This window comes from Streptomyces sp. MRC013, from assembly GCF_023614235.1.
In the GTDB taxonomy this organism is placed as follows: domain Bacteria; phylum Actinomycetota; class Actinomycetes; order Streptomycetales; family Streptomycetaceae; genus Streptomyces.
On sequence record NZ_CP094264.1, the window covers coordinates 3,069,527 to 3,090,273 of the forward strand.

Genomic DNA, 20,747 nt, shown 5'->3' on the forward strand with positions numbered 1-20,747 from the left:
GACCGTGAAACGACCGGCCTTCCCGGCCTGACCGGTCATGTGCTCACCGGGAGACGGCCGACGCCCGTCCCTCGGGCGTCATCCGCCACGAACAGCAGGCGCGGGCGCCGCGCGGCCCGGCGGCGGTCATCACGCGGAAGGCGCCGGGCGCCGCTTGGGGCGGCGGAGGCCGGCCTCGGTGAGCCGCCGCACCAGTTCCTTCGACCCGACCTCCACGGCGCCCGCCGCCACCGCGTCCGCGTACCGGTCGGACGGGATGTCGTAGTGGTCGCCGTCGAAGGCGCGCGGCGGGCAGCCGATCGCGGCGGCCGCCGCGTGCAGCTCCTCGAAGGACTCGTCGCTGACCAGGTGGGACCACATGCGGCCGTGCCCCGGCCAGTTCGGCGGATCGATGTAGAGGGTCACGTGAGGCCGCCGACCGGCGCGACCACCACACCGGCCCGCCCGCACACCCAGTGCGGGTCCGGGCCGAGTTCCGGCTCCACGTCCAGGGCGTGCGGGTCGCCCGAGGCGCAGACGGGACACAGCGGCCAGCGCCCGTACCGCTCCAGCAGCGCGTCCTGCACGTCCTGCGCGACCAGCCCGGCGACGTACGCGAGACCCTCCGGCCACTGCGCGGCCCACCACCGGCGGCCCGCGACCGCGTCCTCGACCAGCGAAACGATCTCCGCCTCGGCGACGTCCCGGGCGGCCAGGTCGGCGAGGACCAGAGCGCGTGCGGCGTGCAGTGCCCGCTCCACGGGGTCCGGTCGGCTCATACGGCCATTCTGACGTGCGAATTTGACGGCCACCAGCACGGAAAATAGGTTTCACGCGTGAACGCGGACCTGAAGGGGACTTTCATCGACGGGGTGGCGGTGGGCGGCGCCGTCCCCGACCCGCTCGCCGCGAAGGTGCGCACCCTGGCCCCGTCGATGACGCGGTCCATGCAGCGCGTCGCCGAGGCGGTCACCGCCGATCCGGCGGCCTGTGCCGCCCTCACCGTCACCGGCCTCGCCGAGCGGACCGGCACCAGCGAGGCGACCGTCGTCCGCACGGCCCGCCTCCTCGGCTACCCCGGCTACCGCGACCTGCGGCTCGCCCTCGCCGCGCTGGCCGCCCGGCGTGCCTCCGGCCGCTCCCCCTCGCTCACCTCCGACATCGCCGTCGACGACCCGGTCGAGGCCGTCGTCGCCAAGCTCGCCCGCGACGAGCAGCAGACCCTCGCCGACACGGCCGCCGCGCTCGACACCGCACAGCTCGCCGCGGCCGTCGCCGCCGTCGCCGCCGCCCGCCGCACCGACGTGTACGGCATCGGCGCCTCCGGCCTCGTCGCCCAGGACCTGGCGCAGAAGCTGCTCCGCATAGGGTTCGTCGCGCACGCCCACAGCGACCCGCACGTCGCCGTCACCGGCGCCGTGCAGCTCCGCTCCGGCGACGTGGCCGTCGCCATCACCCATTCGGGCGCCACCGCCGACGTCATCGAACCCTTGCGCGTCGCCTTCGAGCGGGGCGCCACCACCATCGCCGTCACCGGCCGCCCCGACGGGCCGGTGACCCGGTACGCCGACCACGTCCTGACCACGTCCACCGCCCGGGAGAGCGACCTGCGCCCGGCCGCCATGTCGTCCCGGACGAGCCAGCTCCTCGTCGTGGACTGCCTGTTCACCTGTGTCACCCAACGCACCTACGAGACGGCCGCGCCCGCGCTGTCCGCGTCGTACGAGGCGCTCGCCCACCGCCGGGCGCCCCGGCAGCGCACGGGCCCCCGCTGACCCGACGGCCCCGCTGACCCGACGGCCCCGCTGACCCGACGGCCCCGCTGACCCGACGGCCCTGCCGACCCGGACGGCCCCGACGAACCCGGACGTCCCTCCCCCCGCCCGACGGCCTCTCCCGGCCCTGACAGCCCCGACGGACCTCGCCCCCGACCCCCCGCTCCCCGGCCCCGACGACTCCGACGACTCCGACGACTCCGACGACTCCGACGGCCTCTCCCGGACCCGACGGACCCCGCCCCCGCCCTCCGACCTCGACGGACCTCCCCCCGGCCCCGACCGGCCCCGACCGACCCCGTACGACCCGCAACCTCGCCGACTCGCAGTACTCCACCGTCCTCACCGCCACCGCCGCCCCGCAGCTGCACCGCCACCGCCGCCCCGCAGCTCCACCGCCCCCACCGCCCCCACCGCCCCGCCGAGCACCGAGGGAGCCGCGCCGTGAACGACCCCGCCCCGGAGTCCGCCGCCCGCCGCCCGGAGCCCGCCGCCCTCCGGACCCAGTTGGGCGCCCTCACCACCGAGGAGTTCCGTCCCGACCTCGCGGACGTCGACACGCGGTCCACCCTCGACATCGCCCGCGCCATGAACGCCGGGGACCGGGCCGTCCCCGACGCGGTCGCCGCGCAACTGCCCCGCATCGCCGCGGCCGTCGACGCCATCGCGCCCCGCATGGCGCGCGGCGGGCGCCTCGTCTACGCGGGCGCGGGCACCGCCGGGCGGCTCGGCGTGCTCGACGCCAGCGAGTGCCCACCCACCTTCAACACCGACCCGTCGCAGGTCGTCGGCCTCGTCGCGGGCGGCCCCGACGCGCTCGTGCGGTCCGTGGAGAACGCGGAGGACTCGGCGGCCCTCGCCCACGGCGACCTCACGGCCCTCCGCCTCACCCCGGACGACACGGTCGTCGGCGTGTCCGCGTCCGGCCGCACCCCGTACGCGGTCGGCGCCGTCGAGTACGGGCGTGACACGGGCGCCCTCACCGTCGGCCTCGCCTGCAACGCGGGCAGCGCCCTCGCGGCCGCCGCCGACCACGCGATCGAGGTGGTCGTCGGTCCCGAGTTCATCACCGGCTCGACGCGGCTGAAGTCGGGCACCGCCCAGAAGCTCGTCCTCAACATGATCTCGACGATCACCATGATCCGCCTCGGCAAGACCTACGGGAACCTCATGGTCGACGTGCGGGCCACCAACGCCAAGCTCCGCGCCCGCTCGCACCGCATCGTCGCGCAGGTGACGGGCGCCGCCGACGGGGAGATAGCCCGGGCCCTGGAGGCGACGGGCGGCGAGGTGAAGCACGCCATCCTCGTCCTGCTGGGCGGGGTGGACGCCCCGGCCGCCGCGCGCCTCCTCAGGGAGCACCACGGTCACCTGCGCGCCGCGCTGGCAGCGGCGTCCCCCTGACGCACCCCGTATGCGAGGCCCCCCACATGACGACAACCGAAGACCCCCGCCCGTCGGACCACCGCTCCACGGCGGCCGCGCTGCTGCCGCTCGTCGGCGGCGCCGCCAACGTCGCGTCCGTCACCCACTGCATGACCCGCCTGCGCCTCGCCCTGCGCGACCGCGCCCTCGTCCGCGACGCGGAACTGCGCGCCCTTCCGGCGGTGCTGGGCGTGGTGGAGGACGAGCGGACGTACCAGATCGTGCTGGGGCCGGGGACGGTGGCGCGGGTCACCCCGGAGTTCCAGGCCCTCGTCGCCGCGGAGGCGCCCGCAGACCCCGCACTCGCCGAGCCCTCCGGCCCCGGCCCCGCGCCCGCCGGCCCCGGGGATCCCGTAGGGCCGGGCACCGCCCCCACCGGTTGCGGAGGTCCGACCGGTCCCGGAGGTCCTGCCGGGGAGGCGCGCCCGGTCCGCCGCGCCCTGCGCCGCGTCGCGAACGTCTTCATCCCCCTCATCCCCGCCCTCATCGGCTGCGGCGTCATCGCCGGACTGGGCGGCCTCCTCGTCAACCTCGGCGCACTGCCCTCCCTCACCCCCGCCCTGACCGCGATCGCGTCCGGCTTCATGGCGCTGATCGCCGTCTTCGTCGGCCACAACACGGCGCAGGAGTTCGGCGGCACCCCGATCCTCGGCGGCGCGGTCGCCGCGATCGTCGTCTACGCGGGCGTCGCCCGGATCGAGGTGTTCGGGCAGCAGCTCTCGCCCGGCCAGGGCGGGGTGCTGGGGGCGCTCGCCGCGGCGTTCCTCGCGACGCGCGTCGAGAAGTGGTGCCGCCGCCGCGTCCCCGAAGCCCTCGACGTCCTCGTCACGCCCACGCTGACCGTCCTCGTCGCGGGACTGGCGACGGTGTACGGGCTGATGTACGCGGCCGGGAAGGTCGCCTCGGCCATCGGCACCGCCGCCGACGGGCTCCTCACCCACGGCGGCGCGGCGGCCGGGCTCCTCCTCGGCGGGCTGTTCCTGCCGCTGGTCATGCTCGGCCTGCACCAGGCGCTGATCCCGCTGCACGCCACGCTGATCGAGCAGCAGGGGTACACGGTCCTGCTGCCGGTCCTCGCCATGGCGGGCGCCGGCCAGGTGGGCGCCGCGCTCGCCGTGTACGTACGGCTCCGCCGGGCCGAGGCCCTGCGCCGCACGATCCGGTCGGCGCTGCCCGCCGGACTGCTGGGCGTGGGCGAACCGCTCATCTACGGCGTGACGCTGCCGCTGGGCCGCCCGTTCGCGACGGCCTGCGTGGGCGGGGCGGTCGGCGGGGGAGTGATCGGCCTGTTCGGGATGGCGGGCGACAAGGTCGGCTCGACGGCGATCGGCCCGTCGGGCTGGGCGCTGTTCCCCCTGCTGGACGGTCCCGGCGGTGCCCTCGCCACGGTCGGCGCCTACGCGGCCGGTCTCTTCGCGGGGTACGCGGCGGGCTTCGTCGCCACGTACTTCTTCGGCCTGCGCGGCGTCACGGCGCCCCCGGACGCCCCGCCCGCCCCGTGACGCCGAGGAGCCCCGCGGCGTCGACGCGGCCCGCGGCGCCGGAGCAACCCGCGGCGCCGGTACCACCGGCGCCTCCGGTGGCGCCATCGGAGGCGCCGTCAGCCCTGCGGTACCGGCGCGGCCTCCGCCACGGGTGCGGCCCGCGGCGCCGGCCTGCCCCGGGGCGCCGGCGCGGTCCGCCGCCCTCGCGGGGCCCGGTCCCCTCAGGGGACGATGTTCCACGTCTGATCGGCGGCGCCGTCGACGTTGAACAGGAACATGTTGGCCTGGAAGGCGTCGGAGCTGCTGGTCCACTCGCACCAGCGGAACCTCCTCAGCGTCAGGTACCTGTAGATCCCCGAGCCGGGCCAGACCCTGCCGCCTCCCATGACGTAGTCGCACCACCACGGGTACACGGCGCCCAGGTCACCGCCGTACGCGATCGCGGACCCTCCCGCGGGGATGTTCCACCAGCCTTCTTTCGTCCAGTCGCCTCCGTCCGGGCAGTTGGGCGTGTAGCGCATGATCGCCACCGACACCGTGAAGGGACAGCTGTTCAGGTACTGCAACATCGCGTGGCCCCTTCCGGCGTCAGGGCTCTTCGGGGTTGGTGGAACGGCCCGAGGCGGGACGCGGAGCCGGGCGGCCCTCGTGTTCGACGAGGGCGTCGGGGGGCTGTTCCGTCTGGTACGGCCGGCGTACCGAGAAGTTGGACTTGCGGCCCTTCGCCTGGTCGGGCAGGACGCCGAAGTCGTTGGTCTCGGTGACCGGCACGGTGAAGTGTTCTTCTTCCGGCACGGTTCTCTCCTTGGGGCGGAGTGCCGAGGATCCGAGGGCTGGGAAGTCGCCTCGTCGGTGATCCGGAACGGGGACGCGATCGTCCCCGGGAGCGGCGCCGGCCCCACAGGCCCGGGTCCCGGCCGGCTCTGCTCGGATTCCTCCGCGGCGGGCGGGCGCCGAATCGTTCGTGCAGCGCCGAATGGCGCAAAAACCATCGTTTCACCGCGTTTGGGCGGTTTCAACCCCCTTGGGTTGCCGGAACACCGCCGGAGCGTTCCCTGGTGGGCACCGGAGGGCGGCACCGACCCCAAGGCCACGCCCCACCGGCCGCACCACCGGACCGTCGACTACAACCACCTCGACGGCGAATCGCCCGCCACCGCGAGCCGATCGAGGACCGCGTCCGCAGGGGCGGCGCCTTCGGGAGCCCGCTGACCCCGGGCGCCCGGGTCTCCGGCGCCCCCGCCCCGTTCTCGCGCCGGCACATCGGGGCGCACCGGTTCCGCGTCACCGCCGACGGAGCCCGGAGCGGTCAGCCGACACCGGAAGGCGCCCACCGCGACGGCGTCACCTTCGTCCTCATGGCGCTGGTCGGCCGCGAGGACGTCGTCGGCGGCGAGACGACCGTCCACGACCTCGGGAAGCAGCCGCTGGCCCCCTTCACCCTCACGGAGCCGCGCGAGCCGGTCCCCGTCAACGGCGAACGCGTCTTCCACGGCGTCAGCCCCGTCCTGCAGGACGGCCCGTCCTGCAGGACGACCCGTCCCACCCCGGCCGTCGGGACGTCCTGGTGATCACCTACCGTCACAAGGCCCGATCCCCGCCACCGCACAACAGTCAGGGAGCCGGTCCCGTGGCCGAGACCGCCGTCGCCGCCATCACGGTTCTGGCCGTCATCGGCCCCGGGGCCGACTTCGCCGTGATCGTCCGCAACAGCCACCTCTACGGTCGCACCGCGGGCCTGCTCGCAGCCGTGGGCATCAGCCTGGGCGTCCTGGTCCACGTCGCGTACACCATGCTCGGTGTGGGCCTGCTGTTGTCCGGGATCCCCGTCCTGTTCACCGTCGTCAGGATCGTCGGCGCCTGCTCCCTGGTCTGGATCGGCTACAGGACCTTCTCGACCCGTGCCGGGGAGATCGACGCCGCGACAGGGGACGCCGACGCGGAACCGCGCGCCTCCCGCCTGCAGTCCCTGCGCACCGGGTTCCTCACCAACGCCCTCAACCCGAAGACCACGCTCTTCGTCGTCAGCACCTACACCCAGGTCGTGCACCGCGACGCGCCCCCCGCACAACAGGCCGGCTACGGGCTCTTCACGGCCTTCGCCCACCTGGTCCGGTTCGGTCTCGCCGCCGGCCTCTTCCCCGCCCCCGTCCTCCGCAGCCGCGTGCTCCGCCGCCGGAAGGCCCTCGACCGGAGCATCGGCGCCGTCCTCATGGCACCCGGCGTCTCCCTCGTCCTCGCCTCCGCCTGAGCCGCCATCCCGTACGGGCAGAGCCGGTGCCCCGTGCCCGGCACGCCGGACGTACGGCCACGACGCCTGCGCCGACGGCTCCGCACGTGCGTCACTCCACCTCCGGACCGCCCCCGGCCCGGCACCCGTCCCGGCCCGGTCCTGCCGGGCGCCCGGCGGGGTCAGTCCCGGCCGGCCGGTTCGAGGGCGGCGCGCAGCAGCGCGGCCATGGACCGGCCGGCCACCCGCAGCGGCTCCGGGTCGCGGGCGGCCCGGGAGAGTACGAACGCCCCTTCCAGGAGCATGATCAACGACTGGGCGAGCGAACGCGCCGCGTCCCGGTCGGGCACCCAGCGGCCGAACCACCCCGCACCGGCGTCGATCCACCCGGCGAAGACGTCCGCCGTCGCGACCCGCAGGACCTCGTCGGTGCTCGCGACCTCCAGCGCCACCGTCGCGATCGGGCAGGCGTCGGCGTAGTCGGCCGCGGCGAGGTTCTCCGCGGCCGCCCCGAAGGCGCGCTCGACGGACTCGACCGGGTCCGCGACGCTCTCCAGCAGGGCCAGCACCGTCCGGCCGTACTCGGCGCCGGCCGTGCGGACCGTCACCTCGGCGAGCTGCTGCTTGCCGCCGGGGAAGAAGTGGTAGATCGAGCCGAAGGGCGCGTTCGCCTCCACCGCGATCCGCTTCAAGCCGGTGCCCGGGTAACCGTTGCGGCGGAACAGCGTCGTGGCCGCCTCCTGGATCCGGGTCCGCGTGTCCGGCTGCTCGTGTCCCATGGTCCTCCGCCCTCCGCCCTCCTGGCGGCGCGGTCTTGCGCACCCCGCCGCACTCGCTAGACTACAGTAGAACGATCTATCAAATGGGGGCATCATGCCGGGGATCGAGCTGTCGGCCGGACCGATCGACTACGAGGACACCGGCGGCGCGGGGCCGGTGCTGGTGTTCGGGCACGGCGTGCCGATGGACGGGAGGCAGTGGCGCAAGGTGGTGCCGCTGCTGGACGGGTACCGCTGCGTCCTGCCCACGCTGCCCTTCGGGGGGCACCGCCGGCCGATGCGCCCGGACGCCGACCTGTCCCACCGGGGGGTCGCGCGGCTGCTGGGCGAGTTCGTCGAACGGCTCGGCCTGGACGACGTGACCCTCGTCCTCAACGACTGGGGCGGCGGCCAGTTCCTGGTGCTGGAGGAGGAGGGCCGCAGGGTCGCGCGGATGGTACTGGTGGCCTGCGAGGCGTTCGACAACTTCCCCCCGGGGCCGGCCAGGGCGCTGGCCGCCGTGTGCAGGGTCCCCGGCGGCGTCCGGCTGCTGGAGCGGCTGATGCGCGTCCCGGCGATCCGGCACAGCCGCAAGGGGTACGGCGGGATGAGCCTGCGCGGGGTCCCGGACGACATCATGGACGGCTGGTTCGCCCCGGTGGCCGGGAGCCGGGCCGTCCGCAGGGACTTCGCCAAGTTCGCCACCTCGGCGCCCGGACGGGAGACCCTGCTGGCCTGGAGCAGGCGACTGGGCGGGTTCGACCGCCCCGTACTGGTGGTCTGGGCGACCGAGGACCCGCTGATGCCGCGGGAGCACGGCCCCCGGCTGGCGGAGCTGTACCCGCAGGGCCGGCTGGTCGAGATCGCCGACTCCTCCACCCTCGTCCCCGAGGACCAGCCCGAACGGCTCGCCGAGGTGATCACCGACTTCCTGGTCCGCACCGGCGCGGAACCGGTCCGCCGCACCGGCTGAACGGCCGACGGCCGCCCGGTCGGCGGCCGGACGGCGGCTGTGCCCGGGGCGTACGCGGGGCTCGCGGTGCACCGGGTCCGGCCCCGAGCGGTCGTGGGGCGGTGACCCGGTGGTCGTGGGGCGGTGACCCGGTGGTCGTGGAGCGATCACCCGGTGGTCGTGGGGCGGTCACCCGGTGGTGCCGTGCTGGAACGCGCCGTCCCGCAGCCACCGGGCACCCTGACGGCTCAGCACCACCCAGTCGCCCTCCGCGTCGACGCCGAGGTCGTCGACCAGGATCATCCGCTGCCGCAGCCACGCCACGGCCTCGCTGATCGCGCGCATCGCCTCGGGGTCCCCCCGGAGGTCGCGGCGGATCCGGCGCACCCAGTTGTGGATGCTCGGCGGGCCGCCTCCCGGTGCGAGCAGATCGGCCGCGACGCTGCGGGCGAGGGTTTCCAGCGGGAGCGCCGCCACCTGCTCGGCGGGGAGTGAGGAGAGGACGGGCGCGCGGCCCTGGGTGCCTGTCATGGGTGGAAGGTAACCCGGAAGCCCGGCGCCCCGGGACGTGCGGCACGCCCCGGGCGCCGGGCTTCCGGGTCCCGGGTCCCGTAGGGGGCGTGTCCCGGACGCCGGGACCCCCGCGCGGTGACCGGGACGCGCCCCCGCACGGCTGTCGCCCGGGTGCCCGTGGACCGCACCGGTCCCGCGGGAGCCCGAAGTCCGCGAGGCCGCGAGCCCGTGGACCCGCGGACGTGCGGACCTGCGCACCCACGGACCTGCGGACCCGCGAGCCCACGGACCTGCGGGCCTGCGGGTACACCGGGGAGGCCGCCTCGAAATGGGTGGAAGGGACGGGGCCGACTCGTCAGGATCGGTCCATGGACACCGTGGAGCCCTTCCTCACCACCGAGCGCCTCGAACTGCGTCCCTTCACCGCACGCGACGAGGACCTCCTCGTCGAACTGGACGCCGACCCGGAGGTGATGCGGTACCTCACCGGGGGGCGGCCGACCCCGCCCGAGACCGTACGGAAAGAGATCCTTCCGGGGATGCTGCGCCGGTACCCGTGCACCGGACTGCCCGGTTACTGGGCGGCGCGCGAGCGGGGGACGGGGGAGTTCCTCGGGTGGTTCGAGCTGCGGCCGCTGAGGGAGGACGGCGCGGAGGCCGTCGAACTCGGTTACCGGCTGCGCCGGGCGGCGTGGGGGCGCGGGTACGCCACGGAGGGCTCCCGGGCCCTGGTCGAACGGGCCTTCACGAAGCTGGGGGTGGAGCGGATCGCGGCCTACACCATGGCGGTGAACCGCGGTTCGCGCCGCGTGATGGAGAAGGCCGGCCTGGAGTACGTCCGCACCTTCTTCGAGGACTGGCCGGAGACGATCGAGGGCTTCGAGCACGGGGAGGTCGAGTACGCCCTGACGAGGACCGGGTGGGAGCGGCGCCGGACCGACGGCGGGCCAGCACTCCCGGCCTGACCGACCGGCCGCACGGCCCCCGCCGCCGAGAGCGCACCGACTCCCGCGCGCGTCCCGGCGACAGTGCACCCGAGAGTGCGCGGCACCGCGCGGGAACCCGGCGAGCGACGGGTACGACAACCGAGTCACGACAACCGAGTGCGACGCGGCCGGGGCCGACGGCCGGGAACGGCGCGGCCGGGGACCGCAGGGACCGCCACCCCCGCGGACCGCGTCCGCGCCGCCCTCGCGGTGGTGCTCGGCGGGGCTTTCCCCGAGGACGCCGGCACCGGGGCGCCGGGCGTCCCGTGCGGCGGCCCCGCCGAAGGTCCCGGGAATCGCGGAACGGCCCCCACGCGGCGCCCGCCCGCCGTACGATCCTGCCCCAAGGGGGAGCCGAGGGCTTCGGGGGGTCGCATGCCAGGCGTCAAAAAGCTTGTGTGCAAGGGTAGTTGGAAGTACCGGGGGTCGCCGTCTGGACGGCTGCGGCCCTGCTCTCCGGCTGCTCGGCCGGTGCGCCGGAAGGCGGCGGGAACCCCGCGCCGCCCTCCCCGTCACCGGCCTCGCCGGAGCCCGCCGGTCCCTCCGCCACACCGTTCACGGCGGACCCCGCCCGGGTGCCGAGGAACGCCGCGCAGGCCGAGGAACTGGTGGACCAGGTCGTCCTGCGCCCCACGGACTGGGGACCGGACTTCGTGCCCCAGGCGGTCGCCGAGAGCAGGCCGCGCACCGTGGCCGTGCTGGACGAGGAGTGCCGGTGGCAGCGAGAGCCGTTGCCCGCGTCGGCCCTGGCGTCGCTCTCCCGGTACGCCGAACTGCCCGGCCGGGGCGAGAAGGGCACGGTCCGGGTGACCGCCGTGGCGACCGTCCACACCTCCGAGGCGGACGCCGACGAGCAGTTGGCGACCACGCTCGAGGAGGCGCAGCGCTGCCGGGAGCAGGAGATCCGGCCCGGTGAACGTCTGACGGGGCTGCGCTCGGCCGGAACCGCCTTCGGCACGAGACGCCAGCAGTGGGCGAACGACGAAGCCCACGAGATGGGGACGTACGTCACCCGCGAAGGAGCCCACCCCTACCTCTGGAGCGTCGCTCGGGTCGGGGCCGTCACCATCGGCGTGTCGGTGAAGGGCGCCAGGGGCCATACGGACGAGGAACTGCAACACTGGTTCACCAACTCGTCCGTCCAGATGATCGAGTCCGTCGAAACCCGGACCGGGCGGGAGGGATGATGGACCCGCTGCGTGGATCCGACCCCGCACGCATCGCGGGGCACCGGCTGCTCGGACGGCTCGGTGAGGGCGGCATGGGCGTCGTCTACCTGGCGCGCACGCCCGGCGGCGGCCTGGTCGCGGTCAAGGTCGTGCAGGAGGAGTACGCCGACGACGCGGCCTTCCGGGAGCGGTTCCGGCGCGAGGTGGAGGCGGCCCGGCGGGTCTCCAGCCGCTGGGCGGTGCGCCTGGTCGACGCGGGGCCGGACGACGCCGCGCCGTGGCTGGCCACCGAGTTCCTGCCGGGACCCTCCCTCGCGGAGGCCGTCGCGCTCCACGGACCGCTGCCGCCGTGGGGGCTGAGGGTGCTCGGGGCCCGCCTCGCCGAAGCGCTCGACGACATCCACACCGCCGGACTGGTGCACCGGGACGTCAAGCCCGGCAACGTCCTCCTCGCCCCCGACGGGCCCCGGCTGATCGACTTCGGGATCGCCCGTACCCCCGAGGACACCTCGCTCACGGCCACCGGGATCGTGGTCGGCACGCCCGGCTACCTCGCACCCGAGCAGGCGGGCGCCGGAGACGTGGCGCGGGTCGGTCCGGCCGGTGACGTGTTCTCCCTCGGCTGCGTCCTCGTGTACGCGGCGACCGGCCGGCCCCCCTTCGGCACCGGACCGGTCGACGCGCTGCTCTACCGGACGGTGCACGACGCCGCCGACGCCGACGGCTTACCGGAGGAGACGGCCGGCGTGGTCGGCAGGTGCCTGGAGAAGGATCCGCGGCTCCGCCCGACCGCCGCAGGGGTGCACCGCGCCCTGGCGGGGGACGGGACGGACGCGGAGGAGCCCGTCCGGTGGCTCCCGGAACCGGTGCTCCGGCTCATCGCCGAACGTTCCACCGCCGCTCTCGACCTGCCCGGGATCGACGACACCGAGGTCTCGGGGGAGCCCGTCGGCGGTGACGCCGACGGCACGCGGGGCGAACGCGGTCAGCGTGGCCCCGAGCATCCCGACCCGGCCGGCGCGAACACCGCCGACGGGCCCGGTGCCACGACGGGCCGACGGCGGTTCCTGGCCCTGTCGGGAGGGGCGGTCCTGGTGGCGGCGGGGGGCGGGACGGCGTTGTGGGCGGTCGCGGGCCGCAAGGAGGCCGCACCGGCGGTGAGGCCGCGCCGCCCGCGGTACGCGCTCGCCCTGCACGCCGACCTGAGCGGCGCCGACGAGGCGGCCGGCCTGGCCCAGGAGCGCGGGCTGCGCCTCGCCGTGGAACAGTTCAACGCCCGCCGCGGCCGCCCGTACACGCTCGCCGTCAGGGTGGAGGACGACGGCGGTGATCCGCTGATCGCGCCCCGCGTCGCGAAGGCGCTGGCGGCGGACCCCGCGGTGCTCGCCGTCGTGGGCCCCACCACCGACGCCACCGCGGCAGCCTGCCTGACGACGTACGACACGGCCCTGGTGCCCGTGGTCGCCGTCTCCCCCGGATCGATGTCCCTCACCATCCAGGGGTACCGCTCCTTCCTGCAGGCCCGCGTCGTCGACAGCAGCCTGGCGGTTTTCCTGGACATCTACTTGCGTGAGGTCGTCGGATCGCGACGAATCGGCATCGTCGAGGACCGCGCGACCGACGAACACGCCTGGGAAATCGGTGACTCCCTCAGCAATGTGCTGTATGAGGAAGGACACCCGCAGGTGCCCAAAGTCGTCAGTGCCCGGCGCGACGACTTCCGCCCGGTCGTGGACGCCCTGCTGGCGGGGGACGTCGACTCCGTCGTCTTCGCCGGTCCCCCCGAGCGGGCGGCACGGATCGCCAAGATCCTCCACGCCCGCCGCTTCACCGGCACATGCGTCTCTGCCCACCCGTTCTTCGACGAACGGTTCCTCACCGCCGCGGGAGAGGCCGCCGAGGGCTGGCTCGCGATCGCTCCGGCCGCCGACCCCGCGCTCCTCCCGGCCGGAGCGGCGTTCACCGCCGCCCACAGGCGGCGCTTCGGGACCGCGCCCGCGCGGTACTCCGTCGAGGCGTACGACACCGCGAACACGCTCCTCGCGGGACTGGCGAGGCTGGGAACCGCCCGCCCCACCCGTGCCGCCCTGCTGACCGCGGTACGCGGCACGCCGTACCGGGGCATCACCAAGAAGTTCGCCTTCGACAAGAGAGGCGATCTCCTCTTGAGTCCCAACAACGGCGTGTTCCTCTGGCGCGTCGAACGGGGTGGGTTCCGGTGCGAGGGCCCGGCCCCGATCGGGGTCCCCTCCTGATGCGCCCGCTGCGCCCGGGCGACCCGGCCGGAGTGGGTCCGTTCCGCGTCCTCGCCCGGCTCGGGGCGGGCGGCATGGGGGTCGTGTACCTGGCCCGGTCGCCGTCCGGCACCGTGGCGGCGGTCAAGGTCATCCACAACGCCCGTGTCGGTGACGAGGGCTTCCGGGCGCGGTTCCGCCGCGAGGCCGAGGCGGCCCGGGGCGTGACCAGCCGCTGGGTCGCGCCGCTGCTCGACGCGGACCCGGACGCCCGGGAGCCGTGGCTGGCGACCGCCTTCGTACCGGGCCCCTCCCTCGCCGAGGCCGTCGAACTGCACGGGCCCCTGCCACACCCCACCGTCCGGGTCCTGGGGGCGCGGCTGGCCGAGGCGCTGGAAGCGGTCCACCGGGCCGGCCTGGTCCACCGCGACGTCAAACCGGGCAACATCCTGCTCGGCGTGGACGGACCCCGTCTGATCGACTTCGGCATCGCCCACACTCCCGGCGGTACGGTCCTCACCTCCAGCGGCGTGGTCGTCGGTTCACCGGGGTTCCTCTCCCCCGAGCAGGCCCGGGCCCGGCGCGCGGAGATCGGCCCGCCCAGCGACGTGTTCTCGCTGGGGTGCGTCCTGGCCTACGCGGCCGCCGGTGTACGTCCCTTCGGCGGCGGTCTCGCCGCCGCCGCGCTGCTGCGCACGGTGACCGAGGAACCCGACCTCGACGGCGTACCGGCGGAACTGGCGCCCCTGGTCAGGGCCTGCCTGGCCAAGCAACCGCAGGAGCGGCCCGACCCGGCGGCCGTACGCACGGTCCTCGGCGGAAGCCGGGACGGCGCCGGGCCGTGGCTGCCCGAACCGGTGATCCGCCTCGTCGCGGACCGGTCGGCGCAGGCCCTGCGCGTCACCGCCGCCGGGACGGCTGAAGTCCCGCCCCCGTCCCCGCGGACCGCCCTCCCCGACGCGGAGACCGTGACCGCGGCGCCGGCCGGCACCGGGGCGACGGCCGCCACCACCCGCCGACGCTTCCTCGTCCTCGGCTCGACCGCGGGCGTCGTCGCGGCGGGCGCCGGCGCTCTGTGGTGGGCCCGGACGCGGCCGGACCCGTTCGCGACGGGCGACGGCGGGACGCGGGACCGGCCGGTGCTGACCCTGGCCTTCCACGGGGACCTGTCGGGAGGGACCGGAGCCACCGGGCAGGCCCAGCGGAACGGCGCGCTCATCGCCGTCGACCACGTCAACGGCCAGAACTCCAGGCCGTTCCGGCTCCGTCTGGCCGTCCACGACGACGGAGGCGTGCCGTCGCGCGCGCTCACCGTCGCCGAACGGGTCGCCGCCGACTCCTCGGTACGGGCGGTGGTGGGGCCGACGGCCGACGCCTGCGCGCTGACCGCCGTGCCCGTGTACCAGGCGGCGCCGCTGTCCACGGTGGCCGTGTCACCGGATGTGGACGTACGGCCTGGGGCCCCCGAAACCGCCGCTCGCCAGGCGTACGTCCTGGGCCGTCCCGATGACCGGCTGATGGCGATCCCCTGTGTCACCTATGTGCGTCACGCCCCCGGCGTCCACCGGGTGGTGCTCTTCGACGACCGGACGCAGGGCGACCTGAGCTGGTATTTGTGCCGGCAGATCGCCACGAGTCTGCGGGAGGCCGGCCGCACCGTCACCATCCGGGCCGTCGGACGGGTGATGGACGCCGGGGCCCTCGCCACCGAGGTGAGGGCCGACCGCGCCGACGCCCTGGTGTTCACCGGTGACGAGCAGCGCACCGCCGCCCTCGCCCGGGCCCTCGCGTCGACGGGGTACACGGGCGTGCGCATGGGCATCCGCCAGGGCTTCGGCACGCGGTTCCTGCGGGCGGCGGGCGCCGCCGCGGAGGGGTGGGTGTTCACGACCCCCTTCGTCGACGCCACCCGTGTCCCCGCCGCGAGGGCGTTCACCGCCGCCTACCGCGAGAAGTTCGGGACGGCACCCCCCTGGTGGGCCGCCGAGGCGTACGACGCGGTCCTCTTCCTCGCCGAGGCCATGACACACGGCCGGACGCCCGTGACGGACCGGGGTTCCATCGTCTGGCGCGTACGGGACGTCCACTACCGCGGCATCACCCGCACGCTCTCCCACCCCGCGACCGGCGGAGGGCTCTACGACGGCGAGGGCCTCTTCCTCCACCGGGTGAGCGGTGGGGCCTTCACGTTCCTCGGACGGCACGATGCGGTCGGCGCGGCGGCGGCCGGACCCGGCTCCGGGGGCACCGAAGCCGCCCGTCCCTCCGGGACACCGTCGCACGGGCGCCGGGAGCCTCCGCGGGGCCGTTGACGACCGCGGTGGAAGCGCCGCCGGGCACGGGGCCGACGGGCGGCGGCGCACCCCTCCGGGGTTCCCGGAGGGGTCTTCCTGACACACTTCGACGATGCGCGTGTTCGTCAGAATCGCCGGGACCGCCGCGGTCACGGTCCTGCTCTGCTACCCGCTGTGGGCTCCGCACTGGGGACGCGGCGTCCTGGGGGAGACCGCCGCGCTGGGAACGGTGGCGGCATCGGCCGTCACCGTGGTGTTCCTGGGGCTGGTCGCGCTGTACTGCCGCGCCCTCCAGCGGACGTTGGACCTCGTCCGGCCGGAGGCCAGGACGGGGTCCCCGGCGTCCGTCTGGTGGATGTTCGCGATCCCCTACAACTTCACCGAGGACTTCTTCATCGTCCGCACCGTCGCCACCTCGCTGGCCGGGGACGGCCGGATGTCCGGCCGGTTCATCCGGTGGTGGGCGGCGCTCGGGTACGGCTGGGGCGGGTTCCAGATCCTCTCGCTCTTCCCCGGAGCGGCCGGTCACGCGGGCGGAGCACTCGCCGTCCCCCCTGTGGGGGGCGCACTGGGCCATGACGGTCCGCGCCAACCGCGCGCTCGCCCCCCGGCTTCGCGCCGAGCCGTGTGCGGACAGCCGTTGACACCGCGACCGCGACCGTGACCACGACCGGAGGGGCTCCGGGCCCCGGCGGCCGGAGGGCCGTACCGCGAGGTCCCGGCCTGGAGCGCGGCGCGGTCGGCCCGGCGGCGGTCGCCGCGAGGAGGCGGTCGGAGCGGGCGCGCTCCGCCGCGAAGGGCGGGTCTCCTCACCGGTGACGGGCTCCCGCACCGCGTGACCGTGGACACTGGACGGCATGCCACGCCTCCGCGTCCCGATCCTCCGCGTCCCGATCCTCCGCGCCCCGATCCTCCGCACCCCGGCCCTCCTCGCCGCGGCGCTCCTCCTCGTGGCGGGCGCCTCCGGGCCGGCCGCCGCGGCCGGCGACGACGACGGGTTCACGCTCGCCGACCCCCGCATCACCGAGTCCAGCGGGCTCGCCGCGAGCCGCGCCCACCCCGGGGTGTACTGGACGCACAACGACCAGGACGAGCCGCGGGTCTTCGCCGTCGACGGGCGCACCGGAGAGACGGTCGCGACGGTCACCCTGCGCGGCGTCGGGAAGCCCCGCGACATGGAGGCGGTCTCCGTCGGCCCCGACGGGTACGTGTACGTCGGCGACATAGGCGACAACCTCGACGGCTCCTGGAGCCACGTGTGGGTCTACCGCTTCCGCGAGCCGGAGCGGCTGCGCGACACGGCCGTGGACGCCACCCAGTACACGGTGCGGTACGAGGACGGGCCGCGCGACGCGGAGGCGCTGATGGTGCACCCGCGCACCGGGCGGGTCTACATCGCGTCGAAGAACGAGGAGGGCGGCGGCCTGTACGAGGGCCCGGCGAAGCTCTCCGCGAAGGGCGTCAACGTGTTCCGGCGCATCGGGGAGGTGCCGTGGGTGACGGACGGCGCGTTCTCCCCGGACGGCACGCGGCTGGTGCTGCGCGGCTACTTCAGCGCCCGCGGCTACGCCTGGCGGGACGGGCGGCTCGGTGCCGACGACCGGGTGCGGGCGCCGGTCCTGGGCCAGTCGGAGTCGGTGACGTACACGGCGGACGGGTCGGCGCTGATGTTCGGCACGGAGGGCGAGCGGAGCCAGGTCGTGCGGGTGCCGGTGGAGGGGACGGCCGCGGCGCCGTCGCCGGGACCCTCGGCCCGCCCGTCCGGGCCGGAGGGGGGAGCGGCGGGCGGGGCGTCCGGCGGCGGGGCGCCGTCCGGCGGCTCGGCCCACGTCGTGGGCCTGGCCGCCCTGGGCGCGGTGCTGCTGCTCGGCCTGCGGAGGCTGCGCGGTCGGCGCGGCGGCGACGGCGGGGGCGGGACGTCGTGAGCGGCGGCCCCGCCGTCCCCGCCGTCGCCCTCCGCCGTGTCGCCGCCCTCCGCAGCGGGCTGCGGGCGGCCGGCCGGGCGCGGGGACGCGCCGGGCGCGGGCGGCCGGCCGGGCGCGGGCGGTGCGTCAAGCACACTTGACGGTGGGCCCGTTGAGCATCGCGCCCGCCACCTGCTGGCCCTTCGGCGTCCAGTAGCCCAGTTTGGACACGACCGTCGAGCAGGTGTCCGGAGGCAGCGTGACGTGGACGGTCACGCTGGCGGGGCGGCCGGGCTGGAGGTCGGTGAGCGCGCAGTCCAGGGCGTGCGCGCTGCGGGTGGTCGCCGGGTAGCGGCCGGTCAGCGGGTTGACGCAGCGGACGTCCGTGGAGGCCAGCTCGATTCCGGTGCCGGGCTCGCCGATGAGCCCGAAGCGCGCGCTGCCGTCCCCGTCGTCGCTGGTCCGCTTCACCGTGTAGGTGAGGGTCGTCGTCCTGCCGGGGGCGAGCGCGGCCGGGGGCGCGACCTCGATCGTGTGCGAGGGCGCGGGCTTCGGCGCGGTGAGGGTGAACGTCGCGGTGGCGGTGCCCGACAGGGGCAGGCGCGCGGTCCGGTCCGTGCCGCTGACGGCGACGGCCGCCGTGATCGCGTACGTGCCGGGGCCCGGGTAGTCGGCTCGGGTCCCCAGCGTGCCGGAGGCCGCGCCGTCCTCCTCGCCCCGGCGGGCGGTCCACGTGCCGGAGACGGAGCAGGCGCAGTCGGCGGCGGCGGTCACGGTCATGGACGCCCCGGTGACGGTGACGCACACCCCGACGGCCGGCCCGGCGGGACGCTCGACGCCCCGCTGGGCCAGGGGCGCGGCGGGGGCGCAGTGGGAGACGGACGCCGGCGGGGCGGCGGCCCGGGGCCCGGGCTCGGCGGCGGCGGGGACGGCGCCCGCGAGGACGGTCAGGGCCGCCGCGGTGAGGGCGGCCGGCAGGGGGGTTCCGAGACGCACTGCGTGCCTCCTGGTCTGTGCGGCTGGGTCGGCTGTACCCCACCGATGCTGCGGGAGGGGCCGGTTCCCCGCGCGCCGACTGGTCCATCAGGAGTGCGCCGCGCCGCCCCCCGGGCGTACCGGAGCGGCCGACGGGCCGTCACCCCGCCCCGCCCGCGCCTCCGCGACCTTCGCCTCGAAACCCCGCAGCAGGCACCGCAGCCCGAACTCGAAGTGGTCGAACCCCGCCGAGAACGTGTCCTCGGACAGCTGCGCCAGCAAGGGGAACTCCCCGCTCCCCATGGCCCGTGTGAGGATCGGCTCCTGGCTGCGCCAGAACTCCTCGTCGGTGACGCCGGTCTCCCGCGCCGCCTCCGCCGCCTCGATCTCCATCCGGGCGACGCCACCGGCGAAGCTCTGCACGGCGATGACCACCGACAGGGTCTCGGGGTCGCTCAGCCCCATGCCCCGCAGCCCCGCCAGGGCGGCCTCCAGCGCGCGCAGGGCACCCGGTCCGAGGACGCTGCGGCTCTGGTTGACCTTCAGCAGCCAGGGGTGGCGCCGGTACAGGGCGAGGCGGCCGCGCGCCAGCGCCTCGACGCCGTCGCGCCAGTCCTCCGGGGCCCCCGGTGCACCGGGCGGCAGGCCCTGCACCCGGTCGAGCATCAGGTCCAGCAGTTCGGCCTTGCCGGGGACGTACCGGTACAGCGACATCGTGCCGACGCCCAGCTCGGTCGACAGGCGGCGCATCGACACGGCGCCGAGCCCCTCGGCGTCGGCCAGCCCGACGGCCGCGGTGACGATCCGGTCCAGGGTCAGCCCGCGCTTCGGACCGCGGCTGGGCGGTCCGCCCGTGCCCCACAGGAGCTCCAGGCTGCGGTGGACGTCGCCGCTGCCGCTCGTGGTCGTGTTGCCTCCGCCGCCGGTCATGGCGCCAGCGTACGGGCCCGGCACACCCGGCCGGAAAACTGAGTACGATGTACGCTAGATTGGGTACGCCGTACTCGGTTTCGGTGCGGGAACTCGCGACGGAGGGCTGCATGGACACGACCCACGCGATCAGGGCCGAGGGGCTGCGGAAGGGGTACGGCGGCAGACCCGCCCTGGACGGACTCCACCTCGCCGTGCGCTCCGGCACGATCCACGGCCTGCTCGGGCCCAACGGCGCGGGGAAGACCACCGCCGTGCGGGTGCTCGCCACCCTGCGGCGGTTCGACGGCGGGCGGGCCGAGGTGGCCGGGGTCGACGTGGCCCGCCACCCCGGCCGGGTGCGGGCGCTGATCGGTCTCACCGGCCAGTACGCCGCCCTGGACGAAGTGCTGACGGGACGGCAGAACCTGGAGCTGTTCGGCCGCCTCTTCCATCTCGGCGGCCGCGGCGCCCGCCGGCGCGCCGCCGAGCTGCTGGAGCGGTTCGGCCTGGCCGAGGCCGCCGACAGGGGCGTCGAGGAGTACAGCGGCGGCATGCGGCGCCGCCTCGACCTGGCCGTGTCGATGATCCTCGCGCCCCGCGTGCTGTTCCTCGACGAGCCGACGACCGGCCTCGACCCGCGCGCCCGGGGCGAGGTGTGGGAGGCGGTGCGGGGCCTGGTGGCGGAGGGGACGACGGTGCTGCTCACCACCCGGTACCTCGACGAGGCCGACCGGCTCGCCTCGCGCGTCACCGTCGTCGACCGGGGCCGGGCCGTCGCCGACGACACGCCCGGGGCGCTCAAGGACCGGGTCGGCGGCGACCGCCTCGAGGTCGTCGCCGCCGACCCGGCCGACCTGCCCCGCGTCACGGCGGCCGTGGCCCGCGTCGGCGACGGCGAACCGCACGTCGCGCACGCCGAACGGCGCGTCCACGCCCGGGTGCGCGACCGGATCGAGGCGCTCACGGAGGTCGCGCGCACCCTGCGCGACGACGACGTGAGGGTCGAGGACATCGGTCTGCGCAGGCCGACCCTGGACGACGTGTTCCTGCACCTGACCGGCGAGGGCGCGCACCGTACGGCGGACGCGTCCGCCCCCCGCGCCCCGGAAGGAGCCGCCGCGTGACCACCGCCGCACCCCACCCCCACGCCCGCCCCG

Annotated in this window: 21 protein-coding genes; 13 read left to right on the top strand and 8 right to left on the bottom strand. The window is 75.7% G+C overall.

What is annotated here, in order from left to right:
• Window positions 1-129: 129 nt before the first annotated feature.
• Both LUW75_RS14145 and LUW75_RS14150 read right to left on the bottom strand, forming a co-directional pair.
• The gene (locus LUW75_RS14145; RefSeq protein ID WP_250335927.1) at window positions 130-405 is read right to left on the bottom strand and encodes a DUF4031 domain-containing protein; all 276 of its coding nucleotides are present in this window, start codon (window positions 403-405) and stop codon (window positions 130-132) included.
• On the bottom strand, window positions 402-758 hold the full coding sequence (locus LUW75_RS14150; RefSeq protein ID WP_250335928.1) for a hypothetical protein: 357 nt from the start codon (window positions 756-758) through the stop codon (window positions 402-404). The genes LUW75_RS14145 and LUW75_RS14150 overlap by 4 nt, the downstream gene beginning before the upstream one ends.
• A gap of 57 nt (window positions 759-815) precedes the next feature.
• Here LUW75_RS14150 and LUW75_RS14155 point away from each other — a divergent pair, with 57 nt between their 5' ends.
• From LUW75_RS14155 to LUW75_RS14165, 3 genes are all read left to right on the top strand, one after another.
• Complete coding sequence (locus LUW75_RS14155) at window positions 816-1,754, top strand: MurR/RpiR family transcriptional regulator (RefSeq protein ID WP_462933734.1); 939 nt, start codon at window positions 816-818, stop codon at window positions 1,752-1,754.
• Window positions 1,755-2,198: 444 nt separating this feature from the next.
• Window positions 2,199-3,158, top strand: a complete 960-nt coding sequence (murQ, locus tag LUW75_RS14160) for an N-acetylmuramic acid 6-phosphate etherase (protein WP_250335929.1) — start codon at window positions 2,199-2,201, stop codon at window positions 3,156-3,158.
• Window positions 3,159-3,184: 26 nt separating this feature from the next.
• Window positions 3,185-4,681 carry a PTS transporter subunit EIIC gene (locus LUW75_RS14165; RefSeq protein ID WP_250335930.1) on the top strand — a complete coding sequence of 499 codons (1,497 nt, stop codon included), beginning with the start codon at window positions 3,185-3,187 and terminating at the stop codon, window positions 4,679-4,681.
• A gap of 203 nt (window positions 4,682-4,884) precedes the next feature.
• Here the strand turns inward: LUW75_RS14165 and LUW75_RS14170 are convergent, their stop codons facing one another.
• Together LUW75_RS14170 and LUW75_RS14175 are read right to left on the bottom strand one after the other, a co-directional pair.
• Window positions 4,885-5,232, bottom strand: a complete 348-nt coding sequence (locus LUW75_RS14170; RefSeq protein ID WP_250335931.1) for a DUF1036 domain-containing protein — start codon at window positions 5,230-5,232, stop codon at window positions 4,885-4,887.
• Window positions 5,233-5,251: 19 nt separating this feature from the next.
• Window positions 5,252-5,458, bottom strand: a complete 207-nt coding sequence (locus tag LUW75_RS14175; RefSeq protein WP_250335932.1) for a hypothetical protein — start codon at window positions 5,456-5,458, stop codon at window positions 5,252-5,254.
• A 263-nt stretch (window positions 5,459-5,721) separates the two neighbouring features.
• Here LUW75_RS14175 and LUW75_RS14180 point away from each other — a divergent pair, with 263 nt between their 5' ends.
• Both LUW75_RS14180 and LUW75_RS14185 read left to right on the top strand, forming a co-directional pair.
• Entirely contained in the window at window positions 5,722-6,234 is a 513-nt protein-coding gene (locus LUW75_RS14180; protein ID WP_250335933.1) for a 2OG-Fe dioxygenase family protein, read from the top strand.
• Window positions 6,235-6,293: 59 nt separating this feature from the next.
• Complete coding sequence (locus tag LUW75_RS14185) at window positions 6,294-6,914, top strand: LysE family translocator (RefSeq protein ID WP_250335934.1); 621 nt, start codon at window positions 6,294-6,296, stop codon at window positions 6,912-6,914.
• A 161-nt stretch (window positions 6,915-7,075) separates the two neighbouring features.
• Here LUW75_RS14185 and LUW75_RS14190 read toward each other — a convergent pair whose 3' ends face one another.
• The gene (locus LUW75_RS14190; RefSeq protein WP_250335935.1) at window positions 7,076-7,672 is read right to left on the bottom strand and encodes a TetR/AcrR family transcriptional regulator; all 597 of its coding nucleotides are present in this window, start codon (window positions 7,670-7,672) and stop codon (window positions 7,076-7,078) included.
• Between the two features lie 94 nt (window positions 7,673-7,766).
• On the opposite strand from LUW75_RS14190, the gene LUW75_RS14195 reads away from it, so the two are divergent.
• On the top strand, window positions 7,767-8,624 hold the full coding sequence (locus LUW75_RS14195) for an alpha/beta fold hydrolase (protein ID WP_250335936.1): 858 nt from the start codon (window positions 7,767-7,769) through the stop codon (window positions 8,622-8,624).
• 168 nt (window positions 8,625-8,792) lie between these two features.
• On the opposite strand, the gene LUW75_RS14200 is transcribed toward LUW75_RS14195, so the two are convergent.
• The gene (locus LUW75_RS14200; RefSeq protein WP_250335937.1) at window positions 8,793-9,134 is read right to left on the bottom strand and encodes a hypothetical protein; all 342 of its coding nucleotides are present in this window, start codon (window positions 9,132-9,134) and stop codon (window positions 8,793-8,795) included.
• 350 nt (window positions 9,135-9,484) lie between these two features.
• Here LUW75_RS14200 and LUW75_RS14205 point away from each other — a divergent pair, with 350 nt between their 5' ends.
• From LUW75_RS14205 to LUW75_RS14230, 6 genes are all read left to right on the top strand, one after another.
• Entirely contained in the window at window positions 9,485-10,081 is a 597-nt protein-coding gene (locus LUW75_RS14205; RefSeq protein WP_462933735.1) for a GNAT family N-acetyltransferase, read from the top strand.
• Between the two features lie 596 nt (window positions 10,082-10,677).
• Complete coding sequence (locus LUW75_RS14210; RefSeq protein WP_250335938.1) at window positions 10,678-11,289, top strand: hypothetical protein; 612 nt, start codon at window positions 10,678-10,680, stop codon at window positions 11,287-11,289.
• Entirely contained in the window at window positions 11,286-13,526 is a 2,241-nt protein-coding gene (locus LUW75_RS14215; protein WP_349816418.1) for a bifunctional serine/threonine-protein kinase/ABC transporter substrate-binding protein, read from the top strand. The genes LUW75_RS14210 and LUW75_RS14215 overlap by 4 nt, the downstream gene beginning before the upstream one ends.
• Window positions 13,526-15,817: a bifunctional serine/threonine-protein kinase/ABC transporter substrate-binding protein gene (locus LUW75_RS14220; protein WP_250335939.1), complete on the top strand. Its 2,292-nt coding sequence runs from the start codon at window positions 13,526-13,528 to the stop codon at window positions 15,815-15,817. Before LUW75_RS14215 ends, LUW75_RS14220 begins: the two co-directional genes overlap by 1 nt.
• A 94-nt stretch (window positions 15,818-15,911) precedes the next feature.
• Entirely contained in the window at window positions 15,912-16,463 is a 552-nt protein-coding gene (locus LUW75_RS14225) for a hypothetical protein (protein ID WP_250335940.1), read from the top strand.
• Window positions 16,464-16,656: 193 nt separating this feature from the next.
• Window positions 16,657-17,724: a WD40 repeat domain-containing protein gene (locus tag LUW75_RS14230; protein WP_250335941.1), complete on the top strand. Its 1,068-nt coding sequence runs from the start codon at window positions 16,657-16,659 to the stop codon at window positions 17,722-17,724.
• Between the two features lie 126 nt (window positions 17,725-17,850).
• On the opposite strand, the gene LUW75_RS14235 is transcribed toward LUW75_RS14230, so the two are convergent.
• Both LUW75_RS14235 and LUW75_RS14240 read right to left on the bottom strand, forming a co-directional pair.
• Window positions 17,851-18,699: a hypothetical protein gene (locus LUW75_RS14235; protein WP_250335942.1), complete on the bottom strand. Its 849-nt coding sequence runs from the start codon at window positions 18,697-18,699 to the stop codon at window positions 17,851-17,853.
• A gap of 87 nt (window positions 18,700-18,786) precedes the next feature.
• Complete coding sequence (locus LUW75_RS14240) at window positions 18,787-19,608, bottom strand: TetR/AcrR family transcriptional regulator (RefSeq protein WP_250335943.1); 822 nt, start codon at window positions 19,606-19,608, stop codon at window positions 18,787-18,789.
• Between the two features lie 110 nt (window positions 19,609-19,718).
• Here LUW75_RS14240 and LUW75_RS14245 point away from each other — a divergent pair, with 110 nt between their 5' ends.
• Entirely contained in the window at window positions 19,719-20,714 is a 996-nt protein-coding gene (locus tag LUW75_RS14245; RefSeq protein ID WP_250337669.1) for an ATP-binding cassette domain-containing protein, read from the top strand.
• The last annotated feature ends 33 nt before the right edge of the window (window positions 20,715-20,747 follow it).